This window comes from Enterococcus sp. OL5 (assembly GCF_006491895.1).
Classification (GTDB): domain Bacteria; phylum Bacillota; class Bacilli; order Lactobacillales; family Enterococcaceae; genus Enterococcus_D; species Enterococcus_D innesii.
This window is the reverse complement of sequence record NZ_VHIL01000001.1, coordinates 385,717-401,372: the sequence shown is the minus strand read 5'-3', so window position 1 is coordinate 401,372 and position 15,656 is coordinate 385,717. Positions and strand designations below refer to the sequence as shown.

Sequence of the window (15,656 nt, the reverse complement as noted above, 5' to 3'; positions counted from 1 at the left end):
AAGCAGCTTGCCTAAGCGGCTGCTTTTTATGCTAGCTGGTTTTTCTTTCCTATTTTGTGTAGAAAGGATCTGACAGGATGCATCAGAAGAAAGTTCGAGGCAAAGGAATTCAGAATTGGCTAGTAAGTATTCTAATGGTCTTATTTTTCATTGGTACTAGTAGTACGGGGGCAGCAGATTCACTTGATACCTTCGATGTTCAAATCAAATTGCCAGAGTCACAGCGGGACAAAGAGTTGATGTACTATGATTTGTTGCTGGAGCCCAAGGCGGAAGAAAAACTAGCGGTCATGGTTTCCAATAAAAGCGAGCAACCAATCAATTTACAGCTATCCTTTAATCGAGCGGTCACAAACATGACGGGTGTCGTTGAGTACTCGGGGGCAAATGAGGAAGCAACGCCTTCTGCTCCATACGCGATCGAAGAACTCGTCACTTTAAGTGATGAAACCCTTTCGTTAGCTCCTAATGAGCAAAAAGAAATCACCTTGACAGTCCAGATGCCATCTAAATCCTTTGATGGGATTTTGGCAGGGGGACTATACGTCCAGCAAATCGGCAGTCAAGAATTTCAAGGGAATGTTCAAAACCTATTAGCCAGAGAAGTAGCAGTATTGCTTAGAAACAAAGAATCTGACATCCCGCCAGCGGTCCAAATTGAGGAAGCCCATCTGGAAGAAATCAATCGCCGTAATGTCATCATCGTAGCGGTGGAAAACACAGCGGCCGATTATCTTAGTAAAGCTACGCTTACGTACGAAGTGTTTCATGATGGGAAAGCAACAGCGATCAAAGGGGAAAAAGAGGTCCAATTAGCGCCCAATGCGTTAATGAATTACGCATTGCCATTAGAGGGAAACGAACTGCAATCAGGAGAGTATGAAATAAAAACAATTCTCAAAGCAGCTGATCAAGAATGGCAAGGAGAGCCTACCTTCCAAGTTGCAAGTCAAGAAGCGCAAGAAAGAAACGAGCAAGATGTCAGTATTGAAGAAACCTCTTCGCCGCTCCTTCTCTATTTATCGATTGGTAGTGTATTATGTCTGATCATCGCCTATCTGATTTGGCATAATCGAAAACTAAAACGAGCATTAAAAAAAACAGATGATAAAACCCCATGAGCACTTGTAAGAAATTCCTTACTAATATAGAAGGAAAGAAAACAAGTAAAATTCAAGGGATGCATGTAAATCAGAAGCATAAAAAAAAGCAGCAAACAGGCCATTTATTGTTCAAAATAAATGGTTTTTTGTCGTGTCCATGAAGATTCGATATGGTAAATTAAGTAGAAAATTTTTTTTAATTGCATCTTGCAGCAGCTAATGATCACTTTTATTTTGATGGAAAATCTTCAGAGGAAACAGTTGATTACCCATGAACGGACTGCCCCAAGAGGAGGGTAGCTTTTTTTTTGCACAAAAACGAAAAATAAATAACGATTAGTATTTTTTTGGGGCGAAGTTTATTTTTGGAAAATCATTAGAAAGGTTGGTCAGCAGTCGGTAAGCTTTGGAATAGCCAACTAGTTGAACTACTTAAAAAAACATAAGTTATTATTGTTGTTTGCGCTTTCTGTCTTATAAATGTGTTAAGAAAGCAGTACGCCGGAATCTCCTTTACTATAATAGGTTTAGACCAATTATAAAGTCTTTTCTTACTTTGTTTTTAATTTAAACTACCTTTTTTGCATAAACGTTTCGTTAATTCGTTTGAAAGTGCAAGCAGGCATTTTTAATTAAGAATACAATTAGAAATGATGTGAAAAGGAGAATTAAGATGTCTGCAAATTTGAGCAATTTCGCTGTTTATATAGTAGATGACAACTTTTTTAATGGAAATGTGATGAAAAAAATGATCACTGAAAGTCATGTTCCTTATTCTATGGTGGAGATCATTTCACCGGAAGAACTAGATTCTTTTCTTGAAGGGTACCTAACAGATGTGAACGATTTATTTTTATTTTCCATTGAAATGATGGGATTTGATCGAAGTTTTCAATTAGCAGGGCGATTGAGGGAGCAGTGCAAAAAGTGTCAAATTGCTTTTTATGGTGCCTATGCGTCCAAAATCGAAATCAAGAAACTGAATCTTATCTGTCCTTTAGGAATCATCGATACAGAAGAAAAGGATGTGGCAATGCAGTTAAGAAATTTGTTAACAGAAGCAATTGAAGTGAAACGATCATTGCTGGGAAAAAAGCACTTATTAAAAATTGTCAGTAAACGAGAGTTGATGATCGTTGATGCAGAAGCAATCAACTACATAACAACGATCAAAGGAGAGCGAAACCGAATCGTATTCCATCAAAAGAAATCAGTTGAGTGCATTGAAACTTCGTTAAAGGTCATCAAACAGCTAGATCTACCTGAATATTATAAAGTATTCAAATCGTACATTATTAATGCGCGACAAATCAAAATGATTGATCGAACAAACAATGTTCTTTGCTTTTTTAATGGGGAAGAATTAGAAGTTGGAAAAAAAATCCGTAAAGCAATCAGTTAAAACTACATATATTTAATGGAGGAAAAAAATGAAAAAGAGAAATAAACGAATTCGTCATGGCATTGTTGTTACCGCTTTAGGTCTGTCCCAAGTAATCACTCCGGTCATGGCACTTGCGGAAACCACGGAACAGGAACAGACCATTCGTACTTTAGATAACGCAAATCATCTGCTGGAATCAACTAGCGGCGTTGCCAATGAAATAAACACAAGCGACGCGCAAACAACTGAGACTACTCAAACGGATCGTCCTTCAGAAGAAAGCGGCGAAGCAACCTCAGAGACGGATGCAGCAGCAACGAGTCAAATTGAAACGCCTGCTACAACTTCTTCAACACATACAGTAGATACCACAGATTCGACGCAAGAAAGTTCTTCAGAAACCGAATCGAAAGAGGCCAAAGGAGCCGAAAAGAGTGCTCGTGTCAGCACCCGCATCAATGGACAAGAGCTTTTAGAAAAAGGCACATTACTGACGATTGCTGGTGAGGAGTTCAGTCAAACGGAAGAAACGCGGATTTTAAACAATAGTCCGGTGAAACTGAAATTAGACTTTGAAATCAATGACGAAGACTATTTAGCCGGCACCACTGCTGTTTTTGACCTGCCGGAAGGCCTTGGTTTTAGTGATATGCAAGGATCAAATGAAGCAATCAATGCTTCGTGGGCAGTAGATAGTGCCGCCCATCAATTAACGATCACCTTTAACCAATCCATTCATGATGCATCGTTTTCGATCGAGTTGACTAGTTATCTTTATTCAGAAGACAAGCCTCAGCTCACCATTGAGATCGGCGATCAAAACCAGACAAGCTACGCCATTGATTTGTATGAAGAAGTTGACCCGATTCAATATGTGTCAGAAAAAAATGTCTTTGGGATGGAAGGAATGGTCTACTACAACGTTGATCGGATGTTGTCTGGGACAGAGACCCTCTCATTACGATTGGTTGATACACCGGGAGCAGTGTTCAAAAAGATTGAGACCCAACCGTTAAAAGTTTTCAGCTATGAGGTGGATATCAAAGGAAAGATCAAGCCAGAAACACAAACAGCCTTAGTCGAAGGGACAGACTACACAATCACCTCAGATAGTCTTTACAATACTGCTGTGAAAATCAAACAGATGGACAAACAAAAGGCTTATGGGGTTTCTTATCAATTCACCATGAGCTTGACCGAGCTGACGGATTATTCTGCTTCTTTTTCAAAAGGGTATCCGACGACCGGATTTGGTTCGGTTCAGCTAAAATCAACAGCTGCCCAAAATAGAGGGTTTTCCTTTACCGCAAAAACCAGCAAAGATGAAAAGGAAGTCGATTCTAGGTATTATATGGGGGTTGCTTCTGCCAGTTTTATGAATGGCCTTTCTAAAGGAAACTACTATGTATCAATTCATCAAATGCCGACGGAGATGAAAGCAGGCCAACAAATCATTCTTTCGAGTCAAAACGGACAGCCGATCACGGCGAAACAGTTAACAGCAAGAGACGCCTTCTATCAAAATGTGACTTTTACGGATTATTTTTCTGTCGAAAATAATGGGGACAAACTGATTGTGACCGCCACAAAAGACAGCAATCTCACTCTTGGTTCCACCAACATAACCGTACCCTTTGATCAGAAAGATATCATCCTCAATGTCTCGACACCGTTAATTGCTAATAAAGAATTCAAAATCGTTGAAGACAACTACGTCGAACCAATCAGTGTTCTTAATCCCAATAACGCTGAAACGGCTTGGGGAAATTATGATCAAAATGGTGCTTACATGAGTGATACCTCCGTTAACATCGAAGGCAGCACCTCACAACCAATCGAAAATTTACAAATGTTTATTGAACATCCAGAGTATCTTTCTTTGAGAAAGGTACCAAAAGTCAGTTTTTACTACACATTAGGAAAAGATTATACGATTGAAGAAGTAGCAGGCGGAACGATGGTCACCTTTACGTCGCCCATAACCTATTCCGTTCAATTTGATATTGGTTTCAATTACGTGCCAGATAGTTTAGCACCGACAAAATCAATTCCTAATGATACAATTCCAATCACGATTTCCGCGACGGGACTTGACACGGTTCACACCTCCGTCTATACCGGTAGGAAACTATACTCTGAACGTACGCTTCAAAGTAGTAAAAACCAATTTTTGGTCAACGCTCGTCAAGATACCATCAGTGATTTGACTGTGGAGACCCATGTCCCGAAAAACACGGAGGTTGTTTTTTCGATCATTGATGTTTCCAATGATCAAGTAAACGGCATTTATCCGCAATATTGGGATCGCGGCGCTTATAATAATCAAGCCATGAAAGAAAGCGATCCAAATTATCCGACGATCACCCATGATGAGGCAACCAACTATTACACCTTTGACTTTGGGACGACGAATCGACGCTACATCATTTCCTATCAGTACGCCAATGGTTGGCAGGAAATGAGTACGATATATGTGCCTGGTTTTGCAAAAGAGCCGTTATCAAATAATCAGCAAGGCTCAGCTACCATCTCCGTTTCCAATACGGCGACGGATATTATTGGGATTACTCAAAATACCGTGAATAATACAAAAAACATGACGCAGGTCAAGGTCACAACAAAAAATATCGATGATGGCTCGAAAAAGGTAGCCAATCCAACGATTCTTCTTAAATCATTGGGAAATACCAATGGTGAAATTGATCTAGGTTCAATCAATGTTTCGAATGTGCCAGATGACAGCTACGAAGTCAAAGAAGTTGACGGAGACGTACAGCTTGTCTTTTCAAACTATGTTCTAACGAAAAATATCGAAATCAGTTACAACGTACTTTCACAAAACGCCGGACAAATCTCAGCTTCAGCAACGATCGTTTCTGATACGATTGATACCTTGTCGGAAGCCAAACGGACGGCTACTTCGACGGTGACTAACCTGCAATTTTCGGCAGGTGACTCAAACGGGATCATTTACAAAACTAGTGCGTCACTTGATGTTTATAATACCGAAGAACCAACTCAGAAAATTGCAGGCGTTACATTGATGCTTTGGAATCAGTTGACTGGAGATGTCATTTCTGTTGTAACAGATGAGAAGGGAGAGTATCAATTAGCTGATATTTATACGGGGACCTATACGCTTTATGTTTCCTCCGTCCCAGAAGGCTACGTTGTGCCGCAGGAGCTTCAGCTTGGTAAAGAAATCCAAGTGAATCGGACAGGCAATCAGTTCTCAGTAGGCATCACACCAGAAGAAGATTTATCAACGATCGTCACGAAAGATAGTACGATCTACGTGGGAGACGAGTGGCATGCTGCAGATAATTTTGTCTCGGCAACAGACAAGCATGGCACTGGGATGTCCTTCTCGGAAATTACCGTCAACGGTGAGGTCGACACATCTAAAGTCGGCACTTATGAAGTCAAATACATGAATGGCAACGTGAGCGATACAGCGACGATCACTGTTGTTGCCAACCAAGAAACGGTGACAGCCAAAGACAGCACGTTATATGTGGGCGATGCATGGACAGCAGCAGATAATTTTCTATCGGCAACGGATAAAGATGGAAACGTCTTGTCACTAACAGAAGTGACCATTATCGGTGAAGTTGACACGGATACACCAGGAGAATACCAAGTTATTTATCGTAACGGCAAAACCGAAGCAACTGCTACGATCACGGTCTTAGCGGACCAAACTTCGGTCAAAGCCAAAGACAGTACCTTATATGTTGGGGATGACTGGCAAGCTGCTGATAACTTTGTTTCGGCAACGGACAAAACAGGAGCGAATGTCCCATTTTCAAATGTGACCGTTAGTGGAGCCGTGGATACTTCCAAAGAAGGTCAATATCCAGTGGTTTATCAAAACGGCAATCAAAAAGCAACAGCGACGATCACCGTGGTTGCCAATCAAGAAACAGTCGTTGCCAAGGATAGTACACTTTATGTGGGCGATGCATGGACAGCAGCTGATAATTTTGTTTCAGCAACAGATAAGAAGGGACAATCGTTAAGCTTGGCAGAAGTCACCACCAGTGGTGAAGTGGATACGAAAGTACCAGGAGAATACCAAATAACCTATCGCAATGGCAAAGCCGAAGCAACAGCGACGATCACTGTATTGGCAGATCAAACGAGTGTCAAAGCCAAAGACAGTACCTTATATGTTGGGGATGACTGGCATGCGGTTGATAACTTTGTCTCAGCCACAGACAAAACCGGAGCGAATGTCCCATTTTCAAATGTGACCGTTAGTGGAGCCGTTGATACTTCCAAAGAAGGTCAATATCCAGTGGTTTATCAAAACGGCAAAGTAAAAGCAACGGCGACGATTACGGTCGTTGCCAACCAAGAAACGGTAGTCGCCAAAGATAGTACGATTTACGAAGGCGATGACTGGCAAGTCGCCGACAACTTTGTGTCGGCAACAGACAAAGTCGGCAACGAAGTAAAACTGGCTGATATCACAACAGTAGGTACAGTCGACAGCGCCACACCAGGGAAATATGAAGTAATTTATCGCAATGGCAAAGCCGAAGCAACAGCGACGATCACCGTGTTAGCTGATCAAACATCAGTTAAAGCCAAAGATAGCACCTTATATGTCGGGGATGACTGGCATGCGGTTGATAACTTTGTCTCAGCCACAGACAAAACCGGAGCAAACCTACCATTTTCAGCAGTGACCGTCAGTGGCTCAGTTGATACGAGCAAAGAAGGTCAGTACAAAGTTACTTATAGCAATGGTAAAACAGAAGCTATTGCTACGATTACCGTGGTGGCTGACCAAGAAACGTTAGTTGCTAAAGACAGTACGATTTACGAAGGCGATGACTGGCAAGTCGCCGACAACTTTGTGTCGGCAACAGACAAAGACGGCAACGAAGTAAAACTGGCTGATATCACAACAGTAGGTACAGTCGACAGCGCCACACCAGGGAAATATGAAGTAATTTATCGCAATGGCAAAGCCGAAGCGACTGCCACGATCACCGTGTTAGCTGATCAAACGAGTGTCAAAGCCAAAGACAGTACCCTATACGTCGGCGATGACTGGCAAGCTGCCGACAACTTTGTCTCAGCCACAGACAAAACGGGAGCAACGGTTGAATTATCAGGAGTGATCGTTACTGGTACTGTCGATACCAATCAAGAAGGCACATACGAAGTCACTTATACGAATGGAAAAGTCAGCGATATAGCGACAATCACTGTGGTTGCTCACGAAGAAACGGTCGTAGCAAAAGATAGTACGATCTATGAAGGAGAGAAGTGGCAAGCCGTCGATAATTTTGTCTCGGCAACAGATAAAAGCGGACAAGCAGTCGATTATGATCAAGTATTGACTAGCGGTACAGTCAATACTGATGTGCCTGGAAAATACCAAGTAACCTATCGCAACGGTAAAGCCGAAGCCACTGCCACGATCACCGTGTTGGCAGACCAGACCTCTGTGACTGTGAAAGATAGCGTGATTTATGTCGGTGACAACTGGACAGCTGCCGACAATTTTGTCTCCGCTACAGATCGTGACGGTAAGTCACTCGCATTGGAGCAACTGCTGGTGGACGGTTCGGTTGATACGAAGAAAACGGGCACCTATCAAGTCAACTATTCAATCGTAACCGATGAAGCAGCAACTCCTAACTTTTTCGCACGCTTATTTGGTACTGACTCACAAGAAGCAGTCACCGCCACAGCGACGATCAAAGTCATTGAAAAAGCAGAAGAACCAGAGGAGGAAGATCAGCAACCAGAGAAAGATGATTCTGACAAAGGGCAAGAAAAACCAACGGATGCAGGTCAGCCTGGCAAACAAAGCAAAGCGACCGCAAAGGACAAACGGGTGTTACCAAAGACCGGTACAGCCATCACTCAAGGCTATTCGATTGCAGGAGCAAGCCTTGTGGCACTAGCGGGGATCTTCTTCTTTCGTAAAAAACACACGAACAAAAGCAGAAAAACGAAATAAATCGCAATGACACTAGCAGCGGCTATCCTTAATGATAGCCGCTGTTTTTGGTTTATTTTCTAAAAAAAAACCTGCACTATTGCGGTTTTCTTGTCTGATAAGCAGACGTATAAAGAAGATATAAAGACTCTAGCAGAAGATTTACACTATTTTTATTTCTTTTTGCGTATGCTTACGTCATGAAGGAGTGAAGAATATGAATCTTGTTTTAGGAATAATCGGAGTGATCGTAATGATCTATCTCTTTTGGTATTTGTTTGAGGGGGGAGAACGATGAGTAGCTATTTTGTGCAAGGCTTTTTATTTTTACTGATCTTACTAGCAGCAGCGGTTCCTTTGGGCTGGTATATCAAAGAAATCATGCAAGGAAAAACACCGCGATTTGTCCGCTTTATTCAACCCATTGAACGGTTGACCTATCGAGTGATTGGTTCAGTCAGCAAAAAAGAAATGACTGCTAAAACCTATTTATTTTCAGTCTTGGTCGTCAGTGTCTTTTCCATCATCGGCTTGACCGGATTATTGATGGTCCAGCACTGGTTACCGCAAGGGGCAGCCGTTGAGAATATGTCCTTTGACTTAGCATTGAACACAGCCGTCAGTTTTGTGACGAACACGAACTGGCAAGCTTACGCTGGGGAAGAAGCACTGACCAATCTTTCCCAAGCATTAGGATTAACGGTGCAAAATTTCTTATCTGCGGCAGTCGGACTAGCCGTACTGTGTGCCTTGATTCGTGGGCTGCAACAAAAACAAAAACGAACTGTAGGAAATTTTTGGCAAGACATCACCCGTTCTTTGCTCTATATTCTTTTACCACTTTCATTGATGTTAGCGATCTTGCTCCTGTCTCAAGGCGTCGTCCAAACGTTGAGCAGCGGCGTGGAAGTCAATGGATTTGAAGGGGAATCCTTTTGGATGGCGCTCGGACCGGTAGCGAGTCAAATCGCCATCAAGCAATTAGGGACCAACGGCGGCGGCTTCTTTGGCGCCAACTCTGCCCATCCATTTGAAAACCCAACGATGCTCAGTAATTTTTTAGAAAACTTAGCGATCTTGTTGCTGCCAGCTGCTTTGATTTTTGCCTTTGGCTTTTGGATCAAAGAGTGGAAACAAGGACGTACGATCTTGATCACCGCAACCGTCTTTTTGATTCTAGCTTTTATTGGCGTAGTGATCAGTGAAGGTTATGGACCGCAATTCAGTCAAGTGCTTGGGAATGCCAATTTAGAAGGCAAAGAAGTACGTTTCGGTGTCGGTTGGTCGAGTCTCTGGGCAGTGAGTACCACCGCTGCTTCCAGTGGATCAGTCAATGCCATGCTGGATAGTTTCACACCACTCGGGGGTGCGATTCCGATGTTCTTGATGCAGCTGGGAGAAATCATCTTTGGCGGTGTTGGTAGCGGGCTTTATGGCATGATCGCTTTTCTATTATTGACGGTCTTTATCGCTGGTTTATTAGTCGGACGAACACCCGAATATATCGGCAAAAAAATCGAAGCTTTTGACATTAAAATGACGAGTATCGTTATTTTGACGCCATTGCTACTGACGCTTTTCGGGGCTATGTTGATGACCTTACATCCTGACATCATGAGCTGGCTAACCAACCAAGGCGCCCATGGCTTTAGCGAACTGTTGTATGCAGCAACTTCTTTCAGCAACAACAACGGGAGTGCCTTTGGCGGCTTGACCGCAGATACTGTTTTCCTAAATAGTTTGGGTAGTATCTTGATGTTCGTTTCACGTTTCGTTCCCATCGCAGCCATTTTGTATCTCGCAGAAAACATGGGTGCCAAAAAGAAAACCGTTCGTAATGAAGGAACCTTGTCAACCACGAGTCCAGTCTTTGTCACGATGCTGATCATTGTGATCATCGTGATCGGTGCACTGAGCTTTTTACCAGCGATGGCTTTAGGACCAATCGCAGACTTTTTTACAACGAAATAGGAGAGAAAAAAAATGAAAAAATCTATCAATGGGCGATCGGCGAATCCTTTAAGAAATTGGACCCTCGCCAACAAATCAAAAACCCCGTGATGTTTGTAGTTTATTTAGGGGCGATCTTGACAACGATTTTATGTTTTCAAGAACAAACGGTCCCGTTGTGGTTTAGCATCAGTGTGACTGTCTTCTTATGGTTGACTATATTGTTTGCCAATTTTGCCGAAGCAGTGGCAGAAGGGCGCGGCAAAGCACAAGCGGATAGTTTGAAGCAAGCAAAAAAAGAAATCATGACCTACAAAGTCATGTCCTTGGAAGATGTCGCCAAAGAGGCTTTTATCGAAGTCCGTTCTTCAGATTTGAAAAAAGGCGACTTGGTTTATGTTCCTTCTGGCGAACAAATTCCTGCCGATGGGGACGTCGTTGAAGGTGCTGCTTCGGTGGACGAAAGTGCCATCACAGGAGAATCAGCACCTGTCATTCGTGAGTCTGGTGGCGACCGCAGTGCAGTCACGGGAGGAACGTTAGTCGTTTCCGATTACTTGGTCATCAAAGTGACCGCTGAAAATGGTCATTCTTTTTTGGATAAGATGATTGCGATGGTGGAAGGGACACAGCGGAAAAAAACACCCAATGAGATTGGCCTGCAGCTGTTCTTAGTGACACTGACCATCATCTTCTTGGCTGTTTCCATCACATTGATTCCCTTTACTGATTTTAGCAGTCAGTTATCTGGTCGGGGAACGGCGATTTCCAGTGTGATCGTGATCGCTTTATTGATTTGTCTTGCACCAACCACGATCGGCGCCTTGATTTCCTCGATTGGGATCGCTGGAATGAGTCGTTTGACCAAAGAAAACGTCATCGCCATGAGTGGACGCGCAATTGAAGCAGCAGGAGATGTGGATGTTTTGCTGCTGGATAAAACAGGAACCATTACTCTGGGAAACCGCCGTGCCAGTGAGTTCTTGCCAGTACCGGGGGTCACCGCTAAAGAGTTGGCAGATGCAGCGCAGTTGGCATCTTTTGCCGATGAAACGGCAGAAGGACGCAGTATCGTGATTTTAGCCAAAGAAGCCTTCAATATTCGTGAACGGGAATTTCAGCAAGCCGATGTTCATTGGATCGATTTTAGTGCCAAAACACGGATGTCTGGGATCGACTATCGTGGTGATGAGATCCGTAAAGGAGCTGCGGATACGATCAAGCAATATGTGACGGCAAAAGGGCAGACCTATCCCACGGCATGTGACGAGATCGTAGAAAAAGTCGCAAAGGCTGGTGGAACTCCATTGGTCGTAGTGAAAAATGGCCAAGTACTCGGGGTCGTTTATTTAAAAGACATCGTGAAAAACGGGGTTAAAGAAAAATTTGCCGACATGCGCAAGATGGGTATCAAAACGATCATGATCACTGGGGACAACCCTTTGACGGCAGCTGCTATTGCCGCCGAAGCGGGCGTCGATGATTTCTTAGCCGAAGCAACACCAGAAAACAAAATGAACCTGATTCGCGAATATCAGGAAAAAGGGCATTTGGTGGCGATGACGGGGGATGGAACCAACGATGCACCCGCACTCGCCCAAGCCGATGTGGCAATGGCGATGAACACTGGTACGCAAGCAGCCAAAGAAGCGGGCAATATGATCGATCTTGATTCCAGCCCGACCAAATTACTGCAAGTAGTCCAAATTGGTAAACAGCTGCTGATGACCCGTGGGGCTTTGACGACCTTTAGTATCGCAAATGATATCGCCAAATATTTCGCAGTGATCCCTGTTCTGTTTTATGCGATTTATCCAGAACTCGCAGCGCTGAATATCATGAATCTTGGCAGTCCCTTAACGGCGATTTTGTCCGCAGTCATCTACAATGCAGTCGTGATCATCGCCTTGATCCCTCTGGCGTTGAAAGGGGTCAAGTACCAAGAAAAACCAGCCAGCCAAATGCTGCGGCACAATCTGGTCGTCTACGGCCTAGGCGGCATCATCGCACCATTCATTTGCATCAAGCTAGTAGATTTGCTTTTGTCAGCTGTTCTGCTATAAGAAAAATCCATCAGAGTCAAGGAGTCATTTAGGAGGAAAACATGATGAAGAACACCCTCTTTGCCAGTATCAAATTTTTACTATTTAGTACCGTGCTATTTGGCGGTCTCTATACATTGTTGGTCACTGGAGTCGGACAAGTCTTTTTTGCCCATCAAGCCAACGGCAGTCAAATCGTGGAAGACGGAGCGATCAAAGGATCTGAGCTAATTGCGCAACCTTTTGACCAAGCAGGTTACTTCCAAGGGCGTGATCAAAATGTTTCACAATTGTCGCCCTATGATACGACCCAAAAAAAGACTGTAGCTGAGCGGACAGCGGCGTTACTTGCAGAAAACCCAACCCAAACCAGTGTGCCGATTGATCTCGTGACCGCTTCGGGTAGTGGCGTTGATCCTGATATCAGTGTCGAAGCGGCACTTTTTCAACTGCCGCGGATCGCTGACACAAGAGGCATCGATGAACAAACAATTCATGATATAATAAACAGGAATAAAGTAGCTGATTTGTTCTCCACGAGAGAATATGTCAATATTATGGCCTTGAATCAGCAGCTCGATCAATTACCCGAAGAATAGGGGGAAGCATCTATGAGTGAAAACAACCAGCAGACGATCCCAGAAGAGATGCTGCTGCAAGCGGGCTTTGGACCTAAACGTGGCAAGCTACGGGTATTTTTCGGTTTTGCTGCCGGTGTTGGAAAAACCTATACGATGTTAACTGAAGCCCATGAGTGTTTACTCATGGGCAAAAATGTGGTGATCGGCTATATCGAACCCCACAAACGTCCCGATACCAATCGATTGCTTGAAGGGTTACCACAAGTACCATTAAAGCAATACCAACACAAGCAATTGACCCTTTATGAGCCAGATATCGATCGACTGATCCAACTAAAACCAGATATCGTCTTGATCGATGAGTTGGCACATACCAATCCCATTGGTGCGCGAAACAAAAAACGTTACCAAGATGTCGATGAATTACTGAATGCAGGAATCACCGTCTACACGACCATCAATGTCCAGCATATCGAAAGTCTGAATGATATCGTGGAAAAGGTCACGGAAGTGGAAGTCAGAGAAACGGTCCCTGACACCTTTTTCCAGCACGCCAGCTTGCGGGTGGTGGATGTTGAACCAGACGAACTGATCGATCGATTAGAACAAGGAAAAATCTATGCCGACGAAAATGCCAAACGAGCGCTAAAAAACTTTTTTACGCCAGAAAAACTTGATCATCTGCGGGGATTAGCGATCCAAAAAGCTTCCAATCATATCAATCAAATGAACGGCGGTCGAAAACGAGTCCAAAGCAAGCTTTTGACGATCATTGATGATCGCTTGCCGAAAATGGCAGAGAAATGCATTCGTTGGACCGCCCGCTTAGCCCAAGGAGTGGGTGCCGAATGGACGGTTATCCAAGTTCGATCGTTAGATGATACACCTACCGAGGTGCCATTGGCAGAGCGTTTGGGAGCAGAAGTCATCAACATCGAAGCGGATGACAGTTTTGAGACCATCGTAGAGTATGCCAAAATGACGGGTGCCAGTGACATTATCATGGGGAAACAGGTTTCTCAGAAGTGGTTCCAAAAATTGTTTGTCGAGGATTTAGAAGACCGCTTGATTCGGCGCCTTGATGATATTGAGATCCATTTGATTCCTTTTAAAGAAAAAATGCAGCGACCACGGCTGACGTTTTCGCAATTATTTGAAGGCGGTGGTCGAGATTTCACCTTGACCTTTGGGCTGATCATGCTCGCCACCATAGTGACAGAAGGCATGCAATACTTACATTTCGGCGATCAGAATTTGATGCTGGTTTATATCTTTTTTGTTCTCTTAGTGGCACGTTACACGAGTGGCTATCTATGGAGTGCCATGGCATCGATCATTAGTGTCCTTTCTTACAACTGGTTCTTTGTCGAACCTTTGTATTCCTTGACGGTCTATAAAGCAGGCTATCCAATCACATTAGTGATCATGCTGATCGTTGCCTTGATGATCAGTAACTTGATGGTTCGATTGAAGACCCAAGCAGAAAATGCCAAGGAAAAAGAGCATCAAATGGAGATATTGTATGAACTGAACAAACAATACATGGAAACACGGAATGAGCAAGAAATCTATGAAAGTACGACCACCTATTTGGCACGCTTACTCCAGCGAGAAGTGGCGTTATATGACAGAGAAGGTCATTTAAGAAGTCTGCATTCATCAAGAGAAACACTGTCTCAACTGACTGGCAAGGATGAGAAAGCCGTCGCTTTTTGGGTCGTGAAAAATCAAAAAGAAGCCGGTCGCGGTACAGATACGCTGATTGGTGCCAATGGATTTTACTTGCCGATCGTTTTAAACGGCAAACCACTAGGCGCCCTTGGGGTAGAACGCAACGAGGAGCATCAGTTGGCCAATAGTCAGTTGAATTATCTGCGCCTTGTGATCACCCAAATCGCGACCGTGTTGGAGCAAGTCTCACTGGCGAGTGAGAAAGAACAGATCCAATTGGAAAACGAACGGGAAAAAGTCCGCAGCAACCTACTGCGTGCGGTTTCTCATGACTTGCGGACGCCACTGACGACGATTTCTGGCATAGCCGAAACATTGAGCGAAACCGAAGGCGTGATCAAAATGGAAACGAAACAAAAACTGCTAGGGGATATCCAAAGTGAATCCCAGTGGTTGATCCGTATGGTCGAAAACTTACTGTCGGTGACCCGCATCAATTTGACTAATATGGCGGTCAAGCGTAGTGAAGAACCGATCGAAGAAATTATCGAAGCGGTTTTGACGCACCTGAAAAAAGTCTATCCGCAACAAAAAATCATCGTGAAGATGCCCGATCAGCTGATTTTTGTCAAAGTCGATCCAATCTTGATCGAACAAGCCTTGTTTAATTTGATTGAAAATGGGGTTCGCCATGGAACCGCCGATACACCGATATTCTTGCGAGTTTCTCAAGAGCAGGATGTGGTCATTGAAATCGAAAACCAAGGGGAGATCCCCTTAGGACAATACCAAAAAATCCAAGCGAATTTAACCAATGACACCGAAGTGCCGGTGGATTCAAAAAATGGATTAGGTATCGGACTGAGTATCGTGAAAACCATCATCCATGCCCATGAAGGCAAATTAGCAATCGAAACGAAAACCGGCAGTACGATCTTTCGTATTTATTTAAAGCAGTAAGGAGGGAGA

Annotated in this window: 7 protein-coding genes; all 7 read left to right on the top strand. The window is 43.7% G+C overall.

The annotated features are described in order from the left end of the window. Positions 1–77 precede the first annotated feature (77 nt). The 7 genes from FJU10_RS01875 (at position 78) to FJU10_RS01845 (ending at position 15,647) form a co-directional block, all read left to right on the top strand. Positions 78–1,121: a DUF916 and DUF3324 domain-containing protein gene (locus FJU10_RS01875; RefSeq protein ID WP_140965005.1), complete on the top strand. Its 1,044-nt coding sequence runs from the start codon at positions 78–80 to the stop codon at positions 1,119–1,121. Between the two features lie 655 nt (positions 1,122–1,776). Then, complete coding sequence (locus tag FJU10_RS01870) at positions 1,777–2,505, top strand: LytTR family DNA-binding domain-containing protein (protein WP_140965004.1); 729 nt, start codon at positions 1,777–1,779, stop codon at positions 2,503–2,505. Between the two features lie 28 nt (positions 2,506–2,533). Next, complete coding sequence (locus FJU10_RS01865; RefSeq protein ID WP_140965003.1) at positions 2,534–8,464, top strand: bacterial Ig-like domain-containing protein; 5,931 nt, start codon at positions 2,534–2,536, stop codon at positions 8,462–8,464. A 273-nt stretch (positions 8,465–8,737) separates the two neighbouring features. After that, a complete protein-coding gene (gene kdpA, locus FJU10_RS01860) occupies positions 8,738–10,414 on the top strand; it encodes a potassium-transporting ATPase subunit KdpA (RefSeq protein WP_140965002.1) in 1,677 nt (558 codons plus the stop codon). Further along, entirely contained in the window at positions 10,411–12,456 is a 2,046-nt protein-coding gene (kdpB, locus tag FJU10_RS01855; protein ID WP_140965001.1) for a potassium-transporting ATPase subunit KdpB, read from the top strand. Before kdpA ends, kdpB begins: the two co-directional genes overlap by 4 nt. A gap of 41 nt (positions 12,457–12,497) precedes the next feature. Next, positions 12,498–13,034 carry a potassium-transporting ATPase subunit C gene (locus tag FJU10_RS01850; protein WP_081119332.1) on the top strand — a complete coding sequence of 179 codons (537 nt, stop codon included), beginning with the start codon at positions 12,498–12,500 and terminating at the stop codon, positions 13,032–13,034. 12 nt (positions 13,035–13,046) lie between these two features. After that, on the top strand, positions 13,047–15,647 hold the full coding sequence (locus tag FJU10_RS01845) for a sensor histidine kinase (RefSeq protein ID WP_081119331.1): 2,601 nt from the start codon (positions 13,047–13,049) through the stop codon (positions 15,645–15,647). The last annotated feature ends 9 nt before the right edge of the window (positions 15,648–15,656 follow it).